General features: G+C 51.9%; 15 protein-coding genes. 3 read left to right on the forward strand and 12 right to left on the reverse strand.

Annotated features, from left to right (window positions below; all coding sequences use genetic code 11):
• Nucleotides 1-102: 102 nt before the first annotated feature.
• The 12 genes from thrC to ACAN54_RS28225 form a co-directional block, all read right to left on the reverse strand.
• A complete protein-coding gene (gene thrC / locus ACAN54_RS28170) occupies nucleotides 103-1,491 on the reverse strand; it encodes a threonine synthase (RefSeq protein ID WP_379163650.1) in 1,389 nt (462 codons plus the stop codon).
• A gap of 197 nt (nucleotides 1,492-1,688) precedes the next feature.
• Nucleotides 1,689-2,183 (reverse strand): CYTH domain-containing protein, encoded by a 495-nt coding sequence (locus tag ACAN54_RS28175; protein WP_379163653.1) that lies wholly within the window; start codon nucleotides 2,181-2,183, stop codon nucleotides 1,689-1,691.
• A 69-nt stretch (nucleotides 2,184-2,252) separates the two neighbouring features.
• Complete coding sequence (locus tag ACAN54_RS28180; RefSeq protein WP_379163656.1) at nucleotides 2,253-2,798, reverse strand: hypothetical protein; 546 nt, start codon at nucleotides 2,796-2,798, stop codon at nucleotides 2,253-2,255.
• A 269-nt stretch (nucleotides 2,799-3,067) separates the two neighbouring features.
• Nucleotides 3,068-4,789: an adenine deaminase C-terminal domain-containing protein gene (locus tag ACAN54_RS28185; RefSeq protein WP_379163659.1), complete on the reverse strand. Its 1,722-nt coding sequence runs from the start codon at nucleotides 4,787-4,789 to the stop codon at nucleotides 3,068-3,070.
• 21 nt (nucleotides 4,790-4,810) lie between these two features.
• On the reverse strand, nucleotides 4,811-5,875 hold the full coding sequence (locus ACAN54_RS28190; protein ID WP_379163662.1) for an ABC transporter ATP-binding protein: 1,065 nt from the start codon (nucleotides 5,873-5,875) through the stop codon (nucleotides 4,811-4,813).
• A 34-nt stretch (nucleotides 5,876-5,909) separates the two neighbouring features.
• Nucleotides 5,910-6,698, reverse strand: a complete 789-nt coding sequence (locus ACAN54_RS28195) for an ABC transporter permease (RefSeq protein WP_379163665.1) — start codon at nucleotides 6,696-6,698, stop codon at nucleotides 5,910-5,912.
• A 4-nt stretch (nucleotides 6,699-6,702) separates the two neighbouring features.
• Nucleotides 6,703-7,521, reverse strand: coding sequence for an ABC transporter permease (locus ACAN54_RS28200; protein ID WP_379163668.1), 819 nt, complete (start codon nucleotides 7,519-7,521; stop codon nucleotides 6,703-6,705).
• A 1-nt stretch (nucleotide 7,522) separates the two neighbouring features.
• The gene (locus tag ACAN54_RS28205; protein WP_379163671.1) at nucleotides 7,523-8,485 is read right to left on the reverse strand and encodes a nucleoside hydrolase; all 963 of its coding nucleotides are present in this window, start codon (nucleotides 8,483-8,485) and stop codon (nucleotides 7,523-7,525) included.
• A gap of 2 nt (nucleotides 8,486-8,487) precedes the next feature.
• Nucleotides 8,488-9,588: an ABC transporter substrate-binding protein gene (locus ACAN54_RS28210; protein ID WP_379163674.1), complete on the reverse strand. Its 1,101-nt coding sequence runs from the start codon at nucleotides 9,586-9,588 to the stop codon at nucleotides 8,488-8,490.
• A gap of 301 nt (nucleotides 9,589-9,889) precedes the next feature.
• On the reverse strand, nucleotides 9,890-10,234 hold the full coding sequence (locus ACAN54_RS28215) for a DUF2294 domain-containing protein (protein WP_379163677.1): 345 nt from the start codon (nucleotides 10,232-10,234) through the stop codon (nucleotides 9,890-9,892).
• A gap of 309 nt (nucleotides 10,235-10,543) precedes the next feature.
• Nucleotides 10,544-12,697, reverse strand: a complete 2,154-nt coding sequence (locus ACAN54_RS28220; RefSeq protein ID WP_379163680.1) for an alpha-galactosidase — start codon at nucleotides 12,695-12,697, stop codon at nucleotides 10,544-10,546.
• Between the two features lie 32 nt (nucleotides 12,698-12,729).
• The gene (locus ACAN54_RS28225) at nucleotides 12,730-15,279 is read right to left on the reverse strand and encodes a beta-mannosidase (protein WP_379163683.1); all 2,550 of its coding nucleotides are present in this window, start codon (nucleotides 15,277-15,279) and stop codon (nucleotides 12,730-12,732) included.
• A gap of 283 nt (nucleotides 15,280-15,562) precedes the next feature.
• On the opposite strand from ACAN54_RS28225, the gene ACAN54_RS28230 reads away from it, so the two are divergent.
• The 3 genes from ACAN54_RS28230 (at nucleotide 15,563) to ACAN54_RS28240 (ending at nucleotide 18,745) form a co-directional block, all read left to right on the forward strand.
• Nucleotides 15,563-16,909, forward strand: coding sequence for an ABC transporter substrate-binding protein (locus tag ACAN54_RS28230; RefSeq protein ID WP_379163686.1), 1,347 nt, complete (start codon nucleotides 15,563-15,565; stop codon nucleotides 16,907-16,909).
• Between the two features lie 106 nt (nucleotides 16,910-17,015).
• A complete protein-coding gene (locus ACAN54_RS28235) occupies nucleotides 17,016-17,909 on the forward strand; it encodes a carbohydrate ABC transporter permease (protein ID WP_379163689.1) in 894 nt (297 codons plus the stop codon).
• Between the two features lie 2 nt (nucleotides 17,910-17,911).
• Nucleotides 17,912-18,745, forward strand: coding sequence for a carbohydrate ABC transporter permease (locus tag ACAN54_RS28240; RefSeq protein ID WP_379163691.1), 834 nt, complete (start codon nucleotides 17,912-17,914; stop codon nucleotides 18,743-18,745).
• The last annotated feature ends 55 nt before the right edge of the window (nucleotides 18,746-18,800 follow it).

The following is an 18,800-nucleotide window of genomic DNA, read 5'->3' on the forward strand; positions in this document are numbered from 1 at the left end:
TTACATAACAAAACCCTGTCCTTTGCGGGAACAGGGCTATATGCATTAAGTTACATTCAAGCGGCCTGCTGGAGGATGTCCGGCAACGCTGCTCTTTCCATTCTATTCGTAGAATTTCACCAGCTGACGCACAATCTCCGCCTTGTCATGCTCCACCACAGTCATAAACTGCGGCATGGAGAACAGGGCCGAGATGGGAGCAGGGAATTCCTGCTTGATGCCGGTTAGGGCGATCGCCTCATCGAACTTGGCCGGATGTGCCGTAGCGAAGGTAATATTCGTGTCTTGCGGACCACTGAACGCTTCATAGGCTGCAATACCGCAGGCTGTATGCGGGTCCAGCAGATAGCCGTATTTCCGCTCATATTTGCCGATCGTATCCAGGCACTGCTGATTCTTGACCCCCAGCGCGGAGAAGTCCTGCTGCACCTGGGCAAAAGCCTCGCCTTCGACAGTGATTTTGCCTGATGTCTGCAGCTCCGCCATATATGCGGACAGCTTTACCGCGTCCTCATCCAGAAGATAATACAGATAACGCTCGAAATTGCTCGCTACCTGGATGTCCATGGACGGGCTGTAGGTTCCCGTGAAGCTGCCTGGTTTGTATTCGCCGGTCAGCACGAAACGTTCGAGAATGTTATTCTCGTTGGTGGCGATGATCAGCTTGTTAATCGGCAACCCCATTTTTTTGGCAAGATAGCCTGAGAAAATATTACCGAAGTTACCCGAAGGTACACTGATGTTGATCTTCTTCTCATCGCTGCCCTCAATCTGCAGATAGGCATAGAAGTAATAGACGGTCTGCGCCAGAATGCGCACAAAGTTGATCGAATTGATCGCCCGCAGGTGATACCGGCCCTTGAAATCCAGATCGGCGAACAGCTCCTTAATCACCTTCTGGCAGTCATCGAAGTTGCCTTCAACCGATAGATTCAGCACATTGCTGTCGTCGACTGTCGTCATTTGCAGCTCCTGTACCTTGCTGACCTTGCCGTGCGGATGAAGAATACAGATCTTGATGCCTTCTTTGCCGCGCACCCCTTGAATCGCCGCCGCTCCCGTATCCCCTGAGGTTGCGCCGAGAATATGGATGATCTCGCCACGCACCTTGGCAATATAGGAATACAGCTCACCCATGAACTGGAGGGCCACATCTTTAAAGGCAAAGGTAGGACCATGGAACAGCTCCAGCACATATAGCGAATCATTCACCTGGTGCAGCGGCGTCACCTCCGGCGCGCGGAAGTTGCCGTAGCTGGTGTAGACCATTTCTTTCAGATCATTATAGGGAATTTCATCATTGGTATAGTAAGAAAAAATTTCAAGGAACAGCTCCTGGAAGCTAAGACTTCTCCACTCTGCCAGCTTCTCGGGGGAAATCACCGGAATCTGAAAAGGCACCATCAGCCCGCCGTCATCCGCCAGCCCCATCAGGACCGTATCAATAAAGCCCTTAGCTTTCACATTGCCTCTTGTGCTTATATACTCCATACCTCTCTCATCCTCCTGAACCCCTCTTTAGTTATCCTTCATACAGGCTGGTCTATAAGTTCACATTCTATATGCTGATAATGAAGCCGTACTGAACCAGCTGTAAACTCACTCTATATTAACACGTTTACGCGTTAAAGTCCGTTACTTCTGTGTCAACTTTTGTGATAAAATCCGTAGGGTCCGTCGCCTGGCGTTTAGCGGTTCTGCAGCTCTTTCCAGACAGTCTTGTTACTATACTTCTTCTCCACGCTTACATCCTTGCCGAACCATTCGGGGGCCGTGAAGCTCTCCGCTTCCTCCAGTGAATCGAATTCAACCTCCAGCACGGCAAGCTCAAGCTGAGTGTACAAGTCAATCTCCACAGTCGTGCCATTCCAAATACCGGTAATGCGCGTCTTGACCAGAGGCACAGCTTGTACCACTTCGATCATCTGAGTATACAAACCTTCCGAAATGTTATATTCAATCTCTTGGCGGCTGATCCCCTTGCCGTCCTTGAAGGTGTGGGTATACGTGATTTCGCCCGAATCCAGGTCGGTGATCTTGCGCACCCTCAGCTCCTGCCCGTCCTCAATCGCAAGGTACGTCTGGTCGATGCTGTGCCGGGTGAGTACCTGCACATGACCTTCCTGAATTAACCGCTCCGGGTACTCCGGCAGCAGGAATTTGCGTTCAATCTCCATAGCCATACTGTCTCGCTCCTCTGTTCGTATGAACATTTATATTATTTATCATCATAGGTGCGGGTCATCCGCAAGTCAATGGAATCTGCCAACTCCGTCGAACAGGCGGTCGATAGACTGCATGTCATAGTCATTGATGATTTTAAAAGATCCGTTGCTGTACTTATCGTTTCTGGCCGAGTCGTGGATGGAGATATACTTTTGATCATCCAGTCTAATCCCGAATCTTGGATGACCGTCTACAAAGATGTTAATCCAGTAGCTTCTGCTGAAATCGTGGGAAGCGTAAGAGCTCATCAATTTCACCCCGGCAAAAGCATTCATAATGCTAGCAATCTCCGCTTGATCAGTTACAGTGACTGTCACCTCATCTGTCGTTACCGGCAGGGACTGGATGACTTCAATAGAGGTTATATCCTGCAGATGGATCCGTCCGGACACACGTTTCTCGAAAGAGGTGAAGGACTGCACGATCGTCCCCACGACAAACACACTTAATCCTAACAGGAAAATAAAAACAAATATTTGCGTCAGGTTTGGCTTCTTCCTCTTCCCCTGATGTTTCTGCTCCCTCAGCTTTTCCACATGGTCCACCTCGTTCATCCGGTCCACCTCCGTCATCAGCTCTGCCTCCTCCGAAATCAAGCAATGCTTCCATTATATACAAATTAGGCAGCACAAAAAACTTTTTGGCCGAAACCGAAGGTTACTTGAGACAAAGTAAGCAGATTGGGAAGGGAGGGCAAGGGTGCTATGGGATCGGCTTCGTATGGAAGCTCATAAACCCATTACAACCGTGAAGAACCCCCACCAGATGCAGAAAAAAGGTACCCCCTACCGGGATACCCTGCTCTGCAAAATTTATGGCCTATTCTCGCTCCAAACGCAGCCTACTCTTCCCCAAGCGGGAACAACAGCGGCACGACACAGCCCTTGCCTACATCGATCAGACCATGATCCGTGATCTTAAGCGCCGGGCTGACCGGAAGGGAATGGGTGCTGATGGACATAATCGGATTGTAATGATTGTAGCCCAGCGATTCCATCGCGGTCCGCAGTCCAAGCACGCGCTCTGCTGTCTCTTCGAGTGGTGCTTCGGTCAGGATGCCGCCAACGGGCAGAGCCAGCGAAGCGATAATCTTGCCATCCAATACGACACAGAATCCCCCTTGTTCAGCAATCACTGTATTAGCTGCCATAGCCATATCCTCAGGGTTGTGGCCCACGACCAGCAGATTGTGATTGTCATGCGAATAGGTCGTTGCAATGGCGCCGCGCTTAATCGTATCGCCGCCGATCAGGCCATAGGCGCGGTTGCCGTTCTTGCCGTACCGCTCAAAGGTCGCGATCAGGCCGAACCCGCTCTGTTGCCACTCAAGCATTCCGTCTTTAACCATGGCCTTCCCATGCTTTTCCTCGGTAAAGGTGGAGATGCTGTTGACCATCATCACCCTGGAGCCGTAACGGCCATCCGGCAGCTCTGAATGCACTGCAAAGTCAGCGGCAGTCAGCGGAGGCAGCTGTACACTTGTATAGAAATGTGCCGGGAACCGCGGACCGGTCTCTGCCTGCGGAAGCTGAAGCTTGCGGTCAAAGACCTGAGCACCGCGTTTGTAGACGGCTTCGATAACAAAGCTGTCCAGATCCGAGAGCAGCAGATAATCAGCGGTTTTGTTCGGCGCAATCACGCCGCGGTCAACCATTTTCATCCGGCGGGCCGGGGTGAACGTAGCCGCATAGACCGCGTCCTCCGGGGCCATCCCCATGGCGACAGCCTTGCGCACCAGATGGTCAAGATGTCCGGTCTGCACCAGCGAATCCGTCATCACATCATCGGTCACGAAGCAGAAATGCTCGCTGACAGCATGTTTAATCAGGTAATCCACCACATCCGCGGTCATCGATTTCTCCTGAATCTCGATGAACATGCCCGCTGCAATCCGTGCTTTAAGGCCTTCAATGCTCTGATGGGTGTGATCCGAATCAATCCCGGCATAGATCAGGCGGTGCAGGTCAAGGTCGAGCAGCTTCGGCGTGTGGCCCTCAATCACAAGACCGGGATAACGGCTGCGGACATGCTGGAGAATACGGTTGCTTTTGCCCCCGGGATCACGGATGACATCTACATAATTCATCACTTCCCCCAGACAGATCATCTGCTCCGTCTCCATCAGTTCGTCGATATCCTTGATTTCAATCGAGCCCCCGGTTGTCTCCAGCGTAGTAGCCGGAACCGAACTCGGTATTGAATAGAACATATCCACTGCGCATTCCCTGCTTGCCCGGATCATCTCATGCACACCCTCTACCCCGAATACATTAGCCATTTCATGAGGCTCAGGGACAATCGTCGTTACCCCGTGCCGCAGGATGCCGTAAGAGAAAGTCTCCGGAGTAATCATCGTGCTCTCGATATGCAGATGGATATCAATCAGGCCAGGGACCATATATTGCCCGTCTGCCTGAATGATTTCCTTCGCCTCAAAGGTCTCCGCTCCAAGCGGCCCGATATAGAGGAACCGCCCGTCCTTCACAGCGACATTCGCCGGGTCGAACCGTTTATAGTAACTGTTATACACCTTAGCGTTCAATATAAGTTGATCTGTAATCATCATGTATGCTCCTTATAAGCGCTACTGCACCAGCACCAGCTTCTCTTTTGGAAAATAAACCGTGACCTGCTCCCCTTGCGCAAAAGGATGCTCCATCTCCTGATTGACGGTGAATACGCCGAGCTCCGTCTCTACCTGATACTGATAGCTGCGGCCCAGATACGTGCTGACCTGCACAGTGCCGGGCAGGGTGTTGCCTGTGGTAGCGGAATCCGACGTGCTTCTGAGGAGCTGCAGATCATCGGGACGGATAGCTCCAAGGAGTCCGGTATTGCCTTCCCCACTCGGGCGTTTGACCGCAAGAAAACTCATAGCGCCCCGGCGCAGCTCAATATCCGTCCCCTCGTCATTCCTTCCGTCAAAAGAGATAAAGTTCCCGAACCCGATGAACCGCGCCACAAACTCGCTGGCCGGATACTTGAAGATCGCCTGCGGCTGGTCCAGCTGCTCGATCTTGCCGTTGTTCATGACAGCGACCTGATCGGAGATCGAGAAGCATTCTTCCTGGTCATGAGAGACGTAGACTGTCGTAATACCCAGTTCCTGCTGTATGCGGCGGATTTCCACCCGCATGTTGACCCTCAGGTTCGCGTCAAGATTACTGAGCGGTTCATCGAACAGCAGCAGATCCGGCTCGATCACCAGCGCCCGGGCAATTGCCACCCGCTGGCGTTGTCCGCCCGACAGTGCAGCCGGGAGTCTTTTCTCAAAGCCGCCCAGACTGACAATCTCCAGCATCCGCGTAACCCGCTTCTTGACCTCCGCCTCTTTCAGCTTGCGCAGTCTAAGGCCGAACGCCACATTGTCATATACCGACAGATGCGGGAACAGCGCGTAGTTCTGAAACACAAAGCCGAAATTCCGTTTTTCTACCGGAACCTTGGTGTAATCCTTTCCGGAGAACATGAAATTGCCTGCTTCCGCGCCTAGGAATCCGGCGATCAGCCGCAGCGTGGTTGTTTTGCCGCACCCGCTCGGTCCGAGCAGGGACAGAAGCTGCCCCTTGGCCAGCGACAGATTGAAATCTTCCAGGATCAGACGGTTGTCATAAGCAACCGATATATGTTCCAGACTTAAGAGCGCCATTGCGTTATGCCTCCGTATCGTTTGGTGAAATACACTACCGTTTGGTGAAATAGGCGAATCCCATCAGCCGTTCGATGATGAACATCAGGGCTGCCGTCAGCACCATCAGAATGACCGAAATCGCAGCAATCGTAGGATCGAAATAATTCTGTACATAAGTCAGCATCTGGATGGGCAAGGTACTGATCCCCGGACCCGTCATGAACACAGAAATGTCCACATTATTGAAGGATTCCAGAAAAGCAATCAGCACCGCCGCGAGAATGCCTGAGCGGATGTTGGGCAGAACCACTTTGAAGAAGGTGAACAATCTTGTAGCCCCCAGGCTCTGCGCCGCCTCTTCCACGGCAAAATCGAAATTCTCCAGACTTGAAGCAATCACCCGGATAATAAAAGGCAGCATGATCACGGTATGCCCTATCAGGAGTCCTGCCACAATCGGCAAATGGTACACCACAATCAGGTAGCGCAGCAGTGTGAAGCCCAGCACGATCCCGGGAATCAGTACCGGCGAGAGAAATATTGCATTCAGTGTATCCCGCCCGCGGAACCGGTAGCGGCTAAGCGCATAAGCAGCGGGAACCCCCAGGAGCAGTGCCAGCAGATTGCCGAGCAGCGAGATCATTATTGAGGTTTTAAAAGTCTCCATGAACGCGCTGACCTCGAAAATATTGCGGTACCACCGCAACGATAAGCCCTCCGGGGGGAATTTCAGGACCGTGCCCGGCTCAAAGGAAGTAATGGATATAATGACGAGCGGACCCAGCAAAAAAATAAAGACCAGCAGCGTGTACAAGGACAGCGCGCGGTTTCCTTCCTTCATCTTCTCACCCCTTCGGATTTAATCGGTTGGCCCAGGCGTTCATCAGCCCCACAACCACAAATGTAATAACGATCATGATCACAGCGATCACCGAAGCTGCCTGCCAATCGTTCAGCGTCATGGCGTTCTGATACAAAAAGGTCGAGACCACCCGTTCCTTGCCGCCCAGCAGCGCCGGTGTAGTATAAGCCGTCAGACTGCCGACAAAAACAAGAATACCGCCTATAATCAGACCCGGCAGGGTCAGCGGAAAGGTGATTTTGCGGAACGCCGAGAACGGGGAGGCCCCCAGACTGCGTGCCGCCCGGACCAGCTCATGATCCAGATTCTCCATCACCCCGAGCAGCGTGATGATAATCAGCGGCAGGAACAGATGCACAAGCCCGATCATCATGGCTGCCGGTGTATAGAGAATGTCCAGCGGCTTATCGATCAGCCCGATATTCACCAGAAAAGAGTTAATCAGCCCTTTTTTGCCGAGAATAATCATCCAGCTGAAGGAGCGGACAACGGGACTGGTCAGCAGCGGAAAAATCGACAGCGCCAGCAGAATACTCTTCTTGCGCGCACTCGTCCGCGAGATATAATAAGCCGCCGGATATCCAAGCACCATACAGACCAGCGTGGTTACGGCACTTACCCGGAGCGTAGTCAGCAGGATGCGGTTAAAATACCCGTCACGAAAAAAATGCAAATATCCTTCCAGTGTCAGCTTTCCGTCCTGCACGAAAGTTGAGGCAATAGTCAGCGTTATAGGTATCAGCATGAAGGCTGCCAGGAACAGAAGTCCCGGCAGCAGGAGAACCATCGCTTTTTTGTTCATTCTAACGACTCCCGTCCTTCTTCGGCTCTTGATTCAGACTTTTAATGAAGTATTCCAGAAAAGCGGGTGCGTCCACCTCCAGGCAGACACTGACGTTCGGCGGCCGGTTCAGCCGGCTCTGGAAATCGCAGACCGTCTGCCCGTCGCATAGTTCACTGCGGGTCTCCACGTCCACGTAGTAATCGTGCACGGTGACCCATTCACGGTTCAGCGCCACGCCAACCGCCAGGGGATCATGCAGGGCACAAGCCTGGACACCGTTGCGCTCATAGTAACGCTTCCGGTAGCCGGCAGTGCTTGTCTCCACATAATCGCGGATCGCAGGAATGCGCAGCTTGTGAATATCCTCCGCACTTAGCAGCGCCTGGCGGGTAACATCCAGCCCCACCAGTGTCAGCCGGGGGAACCCTGCGGCGAGCACCTGTTTTGCGGCTTCGGGATCAACGTACATGTTGTACTCCGCCGTTGGCGTGATATTCCCACAGCCCTGCACCACACCGCCCATCACAATCACCTCGGCGGTATAATGCACAAGCTCTGGACATTTCTGCAGCGCATGGGCCAGATTGGTCAGCGGCGCCGTCATAATCAGTGTGACCTCCCCGGGCTGTGCCAGCACCTGGCGGATTATGAAGTCCTCTGCTGCTTCGGCCTCCGCCTGCTTCGTTACTGTCCATTCACCCAGGGCTCCCCCGATACCGTCCGATCCGTGTACACGGTGCTCGAACACCACATCACGGACCAGCGGCTTATCAGCTCCGCGGTAGACCGGAATCTGCCCGGATACGCCGAGCAGTTCAAGAATTTTGCAGGTATTCAGGGTTGCCTGATCCAGTGAGACGTTGCCGCTGACCGTGGTGATCCCGAGAATATCAAACTTCCCGCTTGTCACCGCCAGCATGATCGCCAAGGCATCATCTACACCCGTATCTACGTCCAGAATGACTTTTTGAAGTCCAGTCATCCTTAGCCGCCAATCTCACGGTTGAAGCGGTCCGTCCACTCTGTAATGTGATCGTTCACGAAGGACATATCCAGCTTGCGCAGCTTGCTGATTACATCCGCACCGTAGGTTACGCCCACTGCTTCTTCATCTGTCAGCACCACTTCAGTATTCACAGGGGAATCAACCTTGGCTTTGGCGGATTTCTCCTGTACTTCCTTACTGAGCTGCCAGTTGATGAACGCTTCGGCAAGCTCCTTATTGTTGCTTCCTTTGACCACGTTGACCGTGTTCATTACAGCATACGCACCTTCAGACGGTGCAACGAACTTGGCATCCGGCACAGCAGCCTGGAGATCCTTGAAGTACATTTCCATGATCGGACCACCGGCAATTTCCTCCTGGCCGAACATATTCACATACTCCGAAGTCTGGCTGTAATATTTAACAACATTGCTGTCCAGCGCCTTCAGCTTCGTGAAGGCCTGATCCTCATTGAACTCCGTACCCCCTGCGACTAGAGATGCTGCATCTACAATCATCGGACCGGCTGTAGCCGTAATAGCCGGAAGCGCAAGGTTCTTGTCGAACTGGGTCCACAGGTCGCTCCAGGATTTCACTTCACCTTTTACCAGGGCAGGGTTGTACGCAATGCCCAGTCGGCCTACTGTGTACGCAGGACCGTATTCTGCACCCAGCGGTGCTTTGGCAATATCATAGATTTTTTCGACATTCGGGATCTTGCTGCGGTCAATCGTCTCAAATAATCCTTCATTAATTGCCTGCTGCGCATAATAATCCGACAGATACACTACGTCCACATCGGAGCTGCCCTGGCGGATTTTGTTCAGTCGCTCAGCGTTGTTGCCGATTTCCACAACGATTTTCACATTATGCTCTTTCTCAAACGGTGCATACACCGACTCTTTGAAGAAATCCTCTGAGAAGCCCCATGTAGAAATCACCAGCTCCTGGGGAGCACCCGCTTGTGTCGCTTCCGGCGCAGCCGCGTTATTGGTGGCAGCGTCATTCGTAGCAGCATTGTTCGAGGCAGTGTTATTTCCACAAGCAGCAAGCACAGCAGTCAGTGTAAGGGCAAGGCCCGCAGTCATCATTTTTTTCATTCGTAAATAACCTCCCAGATTAATTTGCGGTACAATTTCAGCAGTAATGCGGTGGTTCCAGAAGTGCAGGTTCAGTCTCTCTTCAAAATAGCATGGCATCAGAGCCGGGGTTCGCAGCACCTCCTATTGGTAATAAAATCATGAATCCCCTTATTTTTCACAAAAAAAAGAAAAGCATTCTTGTAGGAACAAGAACACTTTTCTTTGTGTAAACAAAGCAAAAGAGCTACCCGTTATAGAAGGACGGTCTTCGCTTAAGATAGATCAAAAACGAAAATCCGCGAATATCATGTTCAATCTGTCATTCTCCGGCTAATATCATGTTCGTAAAAGCCCAACCCGTCGGTGCGTCGTAATCCCTGAGCAGAACCTCAATCGTCAGTCCCATGTCTGCTTCAAGCCTCTCCCTGAATCTCTTCTTGAACAGCAGCGACATCCGAAAATCCACTTCCTGCTTAAGCTCCGGCGCCTCGCCTTCCAATGCGGTAGATCGGGGAGATCTGCGGTGCTTGGCGTGAAAGGTAATGACCCTTGAATCAACAGTAACACGGAGCAGGGTCGTACCAAAACCAAACAATTCCTTGGAGATCTCATTGTAGATCTGGCACATCTTCTTCTTCTGCTCGTTGTTTTCCAGTTCTGCCATGAAACCACCTTCAGAAACAGAATATCGTACAATCACATCGATAGTAATTGCTATTATACATATTTATTGTATTTCGGGCAAGAAAAAATCCACATCTCACATGAAAGTAACGCCAAACACGAACGATGACAATTTTTTGTCCAAAAGATTGTTCGTACCAGAACCCGCCGCTTGGGCCTCAACAACGGCATTTCTGCCGTTACTAAGCCGCTCTAACAGCTATCCCCAATCATCACCTTGCCTATTTCCTCATATGCACGAATAGGGAAGGCCAAGTCTCCCTGGCCTCCCCTATTGCTATAACACCGTTTATGCCTCAGCCTGCAGCCGGAAGCATCCGCTCACAAAGTCGCGCTGGATATCGGGCAGCGTCAGCCCCGCCTGCATCAGGCGGTCACCGCCATAGACTTCCCCGCTGTCCGCGAGCCGATAGTCCAGCTCCGGGTTCAGGCCGCTGAGCAGTAGCGTCCGGCGCGGCGGGTGCGGTTCCGCCAGCACCCGGAAGTAACAGACCAGCACCTCGCGCTGATTGTCCGAGACGAACATCCAGGCCGTCTCGTTGCCCTCGAACGGACTCTGCAGCCGGTACAGGTTGCCCTGCTGGACCAGGCTGCGGATTTCCTTATATTTAGCCACTTGCACCTTCACCAGTTCCTTCTCTTCCGGAGTGAACTTGGTCAGATCGAGCTCATAGCCGAAGTTGCCGGACATGGCGACATCTCCCCGGAAGGACAATGGAGTGATTCGTCCCACCTGATGATTCGGTACTGCACTTACATGGGCCCCCATGGAGCTTACCGGATAGACAAGACTGGTTCCGTATTGAATCTTCAAGCGCTCCACCGCATCCGTATCATCGCTGGTCCAGGTCTGAGGCATATAGTAGAGCATGCCTGGATCGAAGCGCCCGCCACCACTGCAGCAGCTCTCGAACAAAATATGCGGGAATGCCGAAGTCAGACGTTCCAGCAGCTCGTACAGTCCTAACACATACCTGTGCGCTGTTTCACCCTGACGTTCAGGCGGAAGCTGCGCCGAGCCGATCTCTGTCAAACAGCGGTTCATATCCCATTTGATATAGGCTACCGGTACACTGGAAAAGATGCGGCTGAGGGATTCATAAATATAATCCCGCACCTCTTCTCTCGTATAATCCAGCACCAGCTGCCACCGCAGTTCGCTGCGGCGGCGGCCCGGGACATGCAGGCACCAGTCGGGGTGGCTGCGGTAGAGATCACTGTCCGGTGATATCATCTCCGGCTCTACCCATAGGCCGAACTTCAGCCCGTGGCCGTTCACCCGTGCTGCCAGATCGGACAGGCCGCCCGGCAGCTTGCGCAGGTCCTCCACCCAGTCGCCAAGTGAGGAGTTATCGGCATCGCGCTTGCCGAACCAGCCATCGTCCAGCACGAATAACTCGATCCCGAGCTTCGCGCCTTCAGCAGCAATCGCCTCCAGCTTGTCGGTGTTGAAGTCAAAATAGGTCGCTTCCCAGTTGTTCACCAGGATCGGCCGTTCTTTATCCCTGTACTCGCCTCTGCTGAGCCGCGTCCGGTATAGCCTGTGATAGGTTCTCGACATTTCGCCAAGACCCTCTGCCGAGTAGACCATTACCGCTTCCGGTGTCTGGAAGCTCTCCCCCGGCGCAAGCAACCAGGAAAAGTCAAAGGAGTTGACCCCCATAGCCAGCCGTGTCATTCCAAAGGAATCCACCTCCGCCACGGCTTCAAAGCCCCCACTGTATACCAGGGAGAAGCCATACACCTCGCCCTGGCGCTCATCCGTTCCACGCTTCGCCAGCGCGGCAAAAGGGTTATGCTGATGGCTGCTCATCCCCCGGCGGCTCTCAATCGAAATACTGCCCTGCTCTAGCTGTCTGCGGGTGAGACGGCCTTCCCGCGACCAGGCACCGGACAGGTAGATCATATCCATATCTGCGGACGGGAAATCCACGGAGGTACTCAGTGCCCGCAGCAATTGCAGAGGAGCCTGCCCGTCATTCACTAATTCAACAGAGCGGGCAATGACATCCATTTCGTTATACACGGTATATCGGAGGACAACGTTCAGCTTGGCATACTCGTCGCGCAGCATAAGCTCCAGGGTATCGGCTTCCTCCTCAGATTCCACGTACACCGCAGGAAGTCCGGCAATCTTCGGCTTGCCTGCCAGCACCCGGTAACCGGTGTAGCGCAGCTCCGTAACCCGGGTCCCATCCTCCAGCTTGGCCTGATAAGCCGGAACGCGGAAATCCCCTGTACCGTACTGCGGGTATTCCTGCGGCAGGCGGTCAAGCGAGCCACCGGTCACCAGCGGGTGCAATCCTTCCAGATTGCTGCCGTGGCGCAGCTTTTTCCCCCAGTAGACATGCGCCGGATAATCATTGACCAGCTGGATGATGTAACTCATACCCTTGCTCTGCAGATGGAATATCCCCTTGTCTTCCTGTATCCATATCGCCATGGCCCTAATTCCTTCTCTCTTCTAAGTTTTAACTAAAGGCGCTGTTCCACATAATCTGCCATCGAGCGGATCTCAAGACCCTTCGGAGCAGCCGGAACGAAGTCCGCTTCCCCGCTGCCGCGCAGGAAGAATTCAACAGTCATAGCCTCACCCGGAAGCAGGTCAAAGAAGTTATCCGAGAAGATCCCTTCCTCTTCTGCAGTCAGATATACCCCTCTCGCCAGCACATCACTGGTTACATTGAAGCTTAGTCCGCCGCTACCAGGAACCTCTTCCACCGTGAAGTGCGCCCGGGGAAGTACAATTTCTTTGGCGGACGCGAAATAATGATACTTGTGCTCCAGCAGTTCGCCGTCAACCCGCAAAGATGCAGCCAGCAGCAGATTGCCTGGCTCACGTCCTTCAAGCAGTCCGGCAAGTCCGGCTGTAAATACGATGTCTGCGGAGTCCGCTGCCAGGGTCACGGGCTGTGACCATTCCTGCAGCACAGCACCACTGAAGTCATGCAGCCGGACCTGCAGTTCGCCTTCAACCGCTTCCTGACGGTCAGATACGGCATGGACCTTGAGGCTGTCCCCGTCCGAGCTGTCAATGGAGAGCAGAAGCTCCTTATAGCTATTGCGAGCTGTGTATTGCAGCGCTTTCCAGCGGCCGTAATAATCCATTCCCGCCCAGGAAGCCACAGGCCAGCAATCGTTCATCTGCCAGTACAGCGTACCCATGCAATACGGCTTGTTTCTCCGGTGACTTTCAATTGCGATCCGCATCGCCTCCGCCTGAAGGATCTGGCTCATATAGAGGAAGCTTCTGAAATCCTTTGGCTCAGGAAGATAGATATCCATGTATTCCTTAATGAGCAGATTGCCGCGCCCGTTCTTCTGGTGAGCCAGCATGACTTCGGATTCCAGCGCCATATCGCTCTCCTCCGCATAGCTCAGTACAGACTTCAGCTCCGGAAAGGATTGGAAGCCGTATTCACTCATGAAGCGGCCAACCTTGACATTGTAGTTCTCAAAAGGCTCGCTCGCATGCCATACTCCCCAGTAATGCACATCCCCTTCCCCGGAAATGCGTGTGGCATGCTGATTCAGGTCATGAGTAAGATCCCGCATCGGTGAAGATGCCCAGTAGTCCACCTCCGGGTGACAGGAGGCCACAGCCTCCGGCAGAATACGGTGGAACACCGCTTCATAATCCTCCCACAGCTTTTCGCGGATCTCCTGACTATACTTTTCCTTCCAGCCCCAGCCCATGTTGTCCTCATAGTGAGACCACGCCGAATCCATCTCATTATTGCCGCACCACAAAGCGATACACGGATGGTTGCGCAATCTGCGCACATTATAGACAGCCTCCTCACGCACATTCTCCAGGAAAAGCTCATCCCCAGGGTACATGCTGCAGGCAAACATGAAATCCTGCCAGACCAGCAGCCCATACTCATCACACAGCCGGTAAAAGGTTTCCTCTTCATAAATGCCGCCGCCCCATACACGCAGCATGTTCATATGAGAAGTTGCTGCCGAAGCAATCTCGTGACGATAACGCTCCTCCGTAACCTCCGTAGAAAAACTGTCATTCGGAATATGATTGGCACCTTTGGCGAAGACCCGCACACCGTTCAGCTCAAAATAAAAGGAAGCGCCACGGTCATCCGGCTTCCGGACCAGCTTGATCTCCCGCAGCCCGGTGGTAACTTCAGCTTGCGACACGGCCTTCATTTCCTGCAGCATTTCTGCCCGAAAAGCAGTCAACTCAGGTTTACCAAGGCCATTACACCACCATAGACGGGGTTGGTTCAGGACGACCTCCTGCTCCAATGTCTGCTTGCCCGGCTGTACTGTAACGGACTGCATCCATTCCTGACCACCGCTGCTGATCCGCATTTGACCTTTCCAGCCGGAGGGGGCATCCACTTCCACGAGCACAGTCACCCGGGCTTCTTCCCGGTTCACCACATTCTGCCGGATATACAAATCTGTAATAGCAAGAGTATCCCTGCCTTCCAGCACAGCCTCACGCCAGATGCCGCTCGTCAGGAATCTTGGCCCCCAATCCCAGCCGTAATGATACGGGGCTTTGCGGGCAAATACACTGATCTGCTGTTCCCCAAGTCCGCCCAGCTCGGATTGGTCATTAGGTGCCGGCAGCGCATAGCCCAGCTGCTGCAGCTTCGGCAGATCTTCATTCACGACAGACCGGAATCTTACGCGAATCTCATTATCCCCGGTCCGCAGCAGCCCTTTCACATCCACGGTCCAGGCCCGGAACATGTTGTCCGCCGAGAGCGCATGCACATCATTTACATAGACATCCGCATAGGTATCCAGTCCTTTGAAGATCAGCTCGGTACAATCCAAGTCCTGCCACTCCCCGTCCAGCTGCAGGACGGTCCGGTATTCCCAGTCTTTCTTATCGATCCATTGCAGTTCATGCTCGTTCTTACCATAAAAAGGGTGTGGGATTCGTTCATTGCGGAGCAGATCAGTATGCACCGTTCCCGGAACGACCGCCGGCAGCCATTCATCCTCTCCACAAGCTCTAAATTGCCAATGGTCCAAATTCAGTTGTATGTGCTTCATGGAACCTCCTAAAAGTTTTGTGGGCATAGACTTCCTGTAATCTCCTCGTACAAGACTCGCTTCAGAAGCATGCACCCTAAATGATTGTAAGCTAGCGCTTTCACGAATAATGTTCATTTCCATTGTATTTTGTTATCCTAATGTTAGCAACAGGCTAATTATATTCATTTAAACAGAATAAATAAAGACAATAAATAATAATTCAATCCATTTCTCGATACGAGGTTTATCGCTATAATAAGTCGTGTAAACGCTAACAATTAAACGAAAAGGGGACAACGCAATGAGAAACAAGTTATTTTCGTTATGTTTTGTTATCATCATGATTTTCTCTTTATCCCTGACAGGCTGCGGCTCCAACAACAATAAGAATGCTGCTACAGCCACAGACGAGCCAGCAGCGACTACGGCGCCAGAGAGTACCGGTGGTGATGCAGCAGCAACCACTGAACCGGCAGCCGCAAGCGGCACCGACATCAGCGGCAAAATCACTTTCCTGACCAACAGAACCGACATGATCGGCAAAGAGTATGACGAATATGCAAAGCGTTTTAATGAAAAGTATCCCAACATCAAGGTTGAGTTCGAAGCCTCCAATACCGATTACAACCAGCAGGCCAAAGTAAGAATGGCTAGCGGGGAGTTGCCTGATGTCATGTTCGTTCCTGCCATTCCTAACTCCGATCTGCCAAAATATTTCGCTTCCTTGGACGATCTTGGCCTGAACGATCAAATTACCTTTAAAGATTTCAAATCCTATGATGGCAAGCTCTACGGAATTACAACGGGTAACTCCACCTCCGGTATCGTATACAACAAAAAAGCGTTCGCCGATGCCGGAATCACGGAAACTCCCAAAACCTGGGATGAATTCCTGGCCGCCTGTGAAAAACTCAAAGCTAAAGGTATCATTCCGCTCGCTTCCAACTTCAAAGACAAATGGCCGCTGAATGACTGGGTCTATGCTGTTCCACGTATCATTGAAGGCAAACCCGACTTCCCTAATGAGAAACTTACCTCGGACACTCCTTTTACTATGGATAATGGATACGGTAAGTCACTCAGCCTCCTGAGAGAGCTTAACGAAAAAGGCTACCTGGAAAAAGACATCAACTCCACCAACTGGGAACAATCGAAGAAAGACATCGCATCCGGCAAATTCGCCATGTACTTCCTGGGTAACTGGGTCATCAATCAAGTCATCGGAGCAGGTGGAACCTCAGACAACGTCGGCTTCTTCCCGCTGCCATATGACAACTCGGGGACTCTTACCGCTCCGCTCAGTCCTGACTTCTTCTATTGCGTTGCTAAGGACAGCAAAAATGTAGATGCAGCTAAAGCCTTCGTCAAATGGATGATTGAGGATTCCGGTTATGAAGACTTCGCCGGATTTATCTCTCCGTTGAAAGACAGAGAATCCAATCTGACACAGCTTAAAGAATTCCAGTCCACCGGTGTAACGCTTCAAGAGGGCACTGTGGATAATGCAAAAGTAATCGAAATAACGAACAAAGCACAGCTCGACCTGCCGGCAATGGCTCAAGAGTTTGTACTTGCCAAAGATCCGCAGACTGTATTCGACAAATGGAACAAAGCGTGGGCCAAAGCTAAAAAAGACCTCGGCTATTGAGTTCAGGCTGTAACTGATAAACTCCATAAATATGGCGCAAAATGGATTATCGCCTTTACGGATAATCCATTTTGCCGTCAACAGCTCAAGGAAGGAAGGTCAAGCCATGTTTGGAACGTTATCCTACAACAAACAGAAGACGATCATTATCGTATCCTTTCTGTTTATTCCGCTAATACTGCTGGCTACATTCACGTACTATCCGGCCCTCACCCTCATCTACTACAGCTTCACGAACTGGGACGGCTACAGCCCAGAGAAGCCTTGGGTAGGCCTTGATAATTATCGTGAGGTCTTCAGCAATCCCGATATATTCAAGGTATTCACCCATAACTTTGCCTACTTCGTAATGGGGATCTTCCAGAATATTGTTGCTATTTATTTCGCAGTCGTACTGAACAGCAAGCTGCGGGGACGTAACGGCTTCCGAATTATGCTCTTCCTGCCTTACATTATGAACGGGGTCGCCGTTGCATTTATGTTCGGCTATGTTTTTGATACTACCAACGGCTCGCTGAATCTGTTCCTGGACAACATCGGGCTTTCATCTCTGGCACAGACCAGCTGGCTCGGGACTGAAGGGCTCGTTAACTATTCCCTCGCGTCCACCGGCTTCTGGCGCTTCATGGGCTACAACATGGTTATCTACATCGCTTCCCTGCAGGCCATTCCGCGCGATATTTATGAAGCGGCCAAGATCGACGGCGCCAGCTCTTTTCAGACCCTGTGGAGAGTGACCCTGCCAAATATGAAGCCCGTTATTCAATTGAATCTGTTCCTGACTGTTACGGGAGCGCTGGAAGTATTTGACCTTCCGTTCGTACTCACCAAAGGCGGACCGGCGGGTGCCAGCCAAACTTATGTGCAGCGTGTGGTCGAGACGGCTTTCGGATATAACAATTACGGCCTGGCTTCAGCAATGAGCATCATTCTTCTATTCTTTGTCGTCATCGTACTGCTGGTTCAACAGCTGGTTCTTAACCGGGGAGGAGACAAGTAAACATGGCACACACCAAATTTCGTTTTGTTGATATTATCAAATACGTCTCGCTCCTGATCGGGGTCTTTGTCGTCATCTTTCCTCCGTACGTAGTCATTGTCAATGCCTTTAAGTCGACGGATGAGTTCAACTCCAGCAGTTCCATGGCTCTGCCTAAGAGCTTTTTCAACTTTGACAACTTTATTACAGTGTTTCAACGCGGGGATCTCCTCAGCGGCTTTAGCAATGTCCTGGTCATCATTATTATTACATTGACCCTGAACATTCTGTTTGGGACAATGGTAGCATATGTACTTGGCCGCTTCTCTTTTAAGCTGAAACCGGTTGTATTCGGAGCTTATCTGGTAGCCACCATTATTCCCAGCATCACTACTCAAGTTGCCACCTTTGGTATCATTAAAAATATGGGCCTTTACAACACCCTCGGCGCCCCAATTGTCCTGTACATCGGCGCAGATGTGATCCAGATCATTCTGTACCTGCAGTTCATCCGCAACATTCCGGTGGACCTGGATGAGAGTGCCATGGTGGAAGGGGCTTCTCTATTCAAAATCTACCGTTCGATCATCTTCCCGCTCCTGACCCCGGCGACAGCTACGCTGGTGATACTGAAAACGATCAGCATTTACAATGACATGTACATCCCTTTCCTATACATGCCCAAACAGAGTCTTGGTGTCGTGACGACTGTCCTAATACGATTCCAAGGGGTGAATTCGGGCGAATGGAACCTGATCTGTGCAGCGATTCTGCTCATTCTGCTGCCAACGGTCATTTTATACTTCTTCCTGCAGCGGTACATCTTTGAAGGCGTGACTAGCGGGGCGGTCAAATAAGGCGGATGTACGGAAAGGAACAACAATCGTGGTTTCACACATCCGGAGAATCTTG

The organism is Paenibacillus diazotrophicus (assembly GCF_042610465.1).